Here is a 3,430-nt window from a genome sequence, read left to right as displayed (position 1 = left end):
CCGGCAATGACGGGGCCAACGTCCTTGATGGCGGAGACGGCAAGGACCTGCTGTACGGGGGGCTGGGCGCCGACGACTTGATCGGCGGGGCGGGCGGCGACCTGCTGGACGGCGGCGGTGGCGCCGATCAGATGGCCGGAGGGACGGGGGACGACACCTATTTCGTCGATGACATCTCCGACCAGATCACCGAGGTAGGTGGCGAGGGGAGTGACCGCGTCCGAGCGAGCGTCACCTACACCCTGAGCGCCGAGGTCGAGAACCTGGAGCTGACCGGCTCTGCCAACATCAACGGCACGGGCAACAGCCTGGCCAACCAGATCAGCGGCAACAGCGGCGACAACACCCTGTCGGGCGGCGGCGGCAATGACATCGTCCGCGGCAACGGCGGGCTCGATGACCTGGCCGGGGATGACGGCAATGACCAGCTGCTGGGCGGTGACGGAAACGACGAACTCTACGGCGGCGACGCCAGCGACATCCTGTCGGGCGGCGCGGACGACGACACCCTCTATGGCGGTGCGGGGATCGACACGCTCGATGGCGGGACCGGCGCCGACATCCTTAACGGCGAGGCGGGCGCCGACCAGCTGCAGGGGGGCGACGGCAACGACCAGCTGTTCGGCGGCGGAGACAACGACGTGCTGCGCGGCGGGGCCGGGAATGACACCCTGACCGGCGGCTTGGGCGACGATACCTACATCGTCGATGACTTGAGCGACACGCTGGTCGAAGCCGCCGGCGAGGGCAGCGACATCGTCAAAGCCACGTTCACCTGGACCCTGGGCGCCAACTTCGAACGGCTTGTCCTTGAGGGCGCCGCCGACATCGGCGGGACCGGCAACGACGAGGCCAACCAGATTACCGGCAACAGCGGCTCCAATTTCCTCAGCGGCGGCGGGGGCGCCGACCTGCTGAGCGGCGGCCTGGGGGCCGATTTCCTGATCGGCGGGACCGGCGCCGACACCCTGGTGGGCGGGGGCGGAAACGACATCTTCCTGATCCGCCAGGAGTCGGTGTTCACCAGCAGCAACCCCGGCGGCCGCACCATCGAGACCGACACCATCAGCGACTACGCCATCGGCCAGGACGAGTTGAACTTCTCCGACATCGACGCCGTTGCCGCCACCGGCGGGGTCAATGACGCCTTCAGCTTCGGGGCCTTCGACGGCACGGCCGGCAGGATCAGCCTGGGCTTCGCCGGCGGGATCACCACCGTGCTGCTGGACATCGACGGGGATCGCGTCGCCGACTACCGCCTGCGTATCAACGGCGATGTCACCGGCGATACCGGTGGCTGGGTGCTCTGACAGGCGCCGCCGCCCTACCGGCCAAGCTGACCGTGCCGACGGTCCTGGTCTTCCTGCCCGTCCTGTTCGTGTGCGCTCGGTCTTGGCGTCCGTTACGGTGCTCTCGCGCCTTGTCACCTCCGAAAACAAGCTGATAAGTGTCCCTGCTCACTTTGAGTATTGAGCGATCGCGGGACGATCGTGGCGTTTCGGAGGGCCTATGGCCGACTTTCCCGCGGTTGTTGAGCTGAGCAGCCTGGACGGAACCACCGGGTTCCGCATCTCCGGGGTCGCGGTGTCTGACGCAAGCGGCTATTCGGTCGCCTCTGCGGGCGACGTCAATGGCGACGGCATCGACGACCTGATCATCGGGGCCCGGTACGCCGACCCGAATGGCGCGAATTCCGGCGCAAGCTATGTGGTGTTCGGTCGTGACACGGGGTTTGCGGCCAACCTCGACCTGTCCAGCCTCAACGGGACCAACGGCTTCCGCATTTCCGGTGTCGCGGCCGGTGACACCAGTGGCTGGTCGGTGGCCGCCGCGGGGGACGTCAACGGCGATCTCATCGATGACCTGATCATCGGGGCGGTGGGAGCCGACCCCAACGGCAGCAACTCTGGCGCCAGCTATGTGGTGTTCGGGAGTGAGACGGGCTTTGCGACCAACCTTGACCTGTCGGCCCTCGACGGAACCGACGGCTTCCGCATCTTGGGCGTCGCGGCGGGCGACCGGAGTGGCCATTCGGTCGCCTCGGCCGGAGACGTCAACGGCGATGGCATCGCCGACCTGATCATCGGGGCTCCATTCGCCGATCCGAATGGACCGTATTCCGGCGCCAGTTATGTGGTGTTCGGCAGTGACGCCGGCTTCACGGCCAATCTCGACCTCTCCACCCTCGACGGAACCAACGGCTTCCGTGTCCCCGGGGTCGCGGTGAGTTACCAAAGCGGTGTTTCGGTCGCCGCGGCCGGAGACGTCAACGGCGATGGTATCGACGACCTGATCATCGGGGTCCTGTCCGCCGATGCGTACGTCTCCTATGCCGGGGCCAGCTATGTCGTGTTCGGCAGCGACGCGGGGTTCGCGGCCGACCTTCTCCTGTCGACCCTTGATGGATCCAACGGCTTCCGGATCGACGGGGTCGCGTCGGGTGACATCGCCGGCAGTTCCGTCGCCTCGGCGGGGGATATCAACGGCGATGGCATCGACGACCTGATCATAGGGGCTCGGGCGGCCGACGCGAACGGCGTCGACTCCGGCGCCGCCTATGTGGTGTTCGGCAGCGACGCGGGCTTCGCGGCGAGCCTCGACCTGTCGACCCTGGACGGAACCAACGGCTTCAGCCTCTCCGGCGTCGCGGCGATTGACCAGACTGGCTGGTCGGTCGCCTCGGCCGGAGACGTCAACAACGATGGGTTCGACGACCTGATCATCGGGGCTCGGGGCGCCGACCTCAACGGCAGCGGCTCCGGCGCAAGCTATGTGGTGTTCGGCCGTGGCGCAGGGTTCGCGGCCGATCTCGACCTGTCGACCCTGGACGGGACAAACGGCTTCCTCATCTCCGGAGTCGCGGCAAACGACATGAGCGGCGTTTCCGTGGCCTCGGCAGGGGACGTCAACGGCGATGGCATCGACGATCTGATCATCGGGGCCCGGGCCGCGGACCCGAACGGCAGTGGCTCCGGCGCCAGCTATGTGGTGTTCGGCCGGGCCTCGGCGCCGGCGCCCGTGATCGAGATCGGCACGCCGGGGGACGACCTCTACGACGGCGGCGCGGGCGCCGACGACCTGAGCGGGCAGGGCGGCGCGGACGTCCTGAGCGGGCTGGACGGAGACGACAGCCTGGACGGCGGTGAGGGCAACGACATCCTCAACGGCGGCCTGGGCGCCGACGTCATGATCGGTGGGCTGGGCGACGACACCTTCTATGTCGATGACCTGGGTGACACGGTCGGCGAGAACCCCGGCGAGGGGACTGACACGGTCATCTCGACCATCACCTGGACCCTGGCCGCGGACTTCGAACGGCTGACGCTTTCGGGTGTGGCCGACATCGACGCCATCGGCAACGCCCTGGCCAACATCCTGACCGGCAATGACGGGGCCAACGTCCTTGATGGCGGAGACGGCAAGGACCTGC

2 pseudogenes are annotated in these 3,430 nt (G+C 67.7%); both read left to right on the top strand.

The features are described from left to right. Nucleotides 1-1,310 (top strand): annotated as a pseudogene (locus GVN21_RS20215) (calcium-binding protein); the annotation flags it as partial. A gap of 199 nt (nt 1,311-1,509) precedes the next feature. Continuing rightward, nucleotides 1,510-3,430: pseudogene (locus tag GVN21_RS20210) on the top strand (FG-GAP repeat protein); the annotation flags it as partial.

It is taken from the genome of Caulobacter sp. SLTY, assembly GCF_009905535.1.
In the GTDB taxonomy this organism is placed as follows: Bacteria; Pseudomonadota; Alphaproteobacteria; order Caulobacterales; family Caulobacteraceae; genus Caulobacter.
This window is presented reverse-complemented; position numbering and strand designations above follow the sequence as displayed.